Below are 1764 nucleotides of genomic sequence, written 5' to 3'. Positions count from 1 at the left end.
GGCTCCGGCAGCAGCGGCCAAGGCCGCAGCGCCGAGCAAACCGGCGGCGCCCGCCGCTGCGGCCCCGGCCGAAACCGAGACGACGGTACGGGTGGACACCGCGCGCCTCGACGAGATCATGAACATGGTCGGCGAACTGGTGCTGGTGCGTAACCGCCTGGTGCGCCTGGGCTCCAACAGCGGCGACGAGGCCATGGCCAAGGCCGTGTCCAACCTCGACGTGGTCACCGCCGACCTGCAGAGCGCGGTGATGAAGACCCGCATGCAGCCGATCAAGAAGGTCTTCGGCCGCTTCCCGCGCCTGGTTCGCGACCTGGCGCGCAGCCTGAAGAAAGAGATCAACCTGGAACTGGTCGGCGAAGAGACCGACCTCGACAAGAACCTCGTCGAGGCCCTGGCCGATCCGCTGGTGCACCTGGTACGCAATGCCGTCGACCACGGTATCGAGATGCCCGAGGAGCGCGAGGCCGCCGGCAAGCCGCGCACCGGCCGGGTGGTGCTTTCCGCCGAACAGGAAGGCGACCACATCCTGCTGGTCATCAGCGATGACGGCAAGGGCATGGACGCCAACGTCCTGCGCGCCAAGGCCGTCGAGAAGGGCATGCTGGAGAAGGACGCCGCCGACCGCCTGAGCGACCTGGAATGCTACAACCTGATCTTCGCGCCCGGTTTCTCGACCAAGACCGAGATATCCGACGTCTCCGGCCGCGGCGTCGGCATGGACGTGGTCAAGACCAAGATTTCCCAGCTCAACGGCACGGTCAACGTGTTCTCCACCAAGGGCCAGGGCTCGAAGGTGGTGATCAAGGTGCCGCTGACCCTGGCGATCATGCCGACCCTGATGGTCATGCTCGGCGAGCAGGCGTTCGCCTTCCCGCTGGTCAACGTCAACGAGATCTTCCACCTCGACCTGTCGCGCACCAACGTGGTGGACGGCCAGGAAGTGGTCGTGGTGCGCGACAAGGCGCTGCCGCTGTTCTATCTCAAGCGCTGGCTGGTTCAGGGCGCGTCCCAGGAAGAGCAGCGCGAGGGGCACGTGGTCATCCTCAGCGTCGGCAACCAGAGCATCGGTTTCGTCGTCGACCAGTTGGTGGGGCAGGAAGAAGTGGTGATCAAGCCCTTGGGCAAGATGCTGCAAGGTACTCCCGGCATGTCCGGTGCGACCATCACCGGTGACGGCCGCATCGCCCTGATTCTCGATGTTCCCAGCATGCTCAAGCGTTATGCACGCAGGATTTGATCAGTCAGGCAGCGTCCCGCGGAGGGGGCGCTGCCGCTAGGAGTGTTTATGGCAGTCAAGGTCCTGGTGGTGGACGATTCCGGCTTCTTCCGCCGGCGCGTCTCGGAAATCCTTTCCTCTGATCCCAATATCCAGGTCGTCGGCACCGCCACCAACGGGCGCGAGGCCATCGACCAGGTGCTGGCGCTCAAGCCGGACGTCATCACCATGGACTACGAAATGCCCATGATGGATGGCATCACGGCGGTGCGGCAGATCATGCAGCGCTGCCCGACGCCGGTCTTGATGTTCTCTTCGCTGACCCACGAGGGCGCGCGGGTAACGCTCGATGCGCTGGATGCCGGTGCGGTCGACTACCTGCCGAAGAACTTCGAGGACATCTCGCGCAATCCGGACAAGGTCAAGCAACTGCTGTGCGAGAAGGTCCATACCGTTTCGCGCAGCAATCGTCGCTACAGCACCTTCTGCGGTTCGAGCGGCGGTGCCGCGCCGACGTCGCCGCGCAGCCCCGGGGCGGCGCTGGC

2 protein-coding genes are annotated in these 1764 nt (G+C 65.1%); both read left to right on the top strand.

The features are described 5' to 3' along the window. A partial coding sequence (locus tag BAY1663_RS22630) for a chemotaxis protein CheA (protein ID WP_037045353.1) occupies positions 1-1240 on the top strand: 1240 nt, incomplete at its 5' end. A 48-nt stretch (positions 1241-1288) separates the two neighbouring features. Further along, the coding region (locus BAY1663_RS22625; protein ID WP_037045352.1) for a response regulator at positions 1289-1764 on the top strand (476 nt) is incomplete at its 3' end.

Origin of the sequence: Pseudomonas sp. BAY1663, assembly GCF_000582595.1 — a bacterium.
In the GTDB taxonomy this organism is placed as follows: Bacteria; Pseudomonadota; Gammaproteobacteria; order Pseudomonadales; family Pseudomonadaceae; genus Stutzerimonas; species Stutzerimonas stutzeri_AF.
The sequence above is the reverse complement of the archived record's forward strand: the minus strand, read 5'-3'. Positions and strand labels throughout refer to the sequence as shown.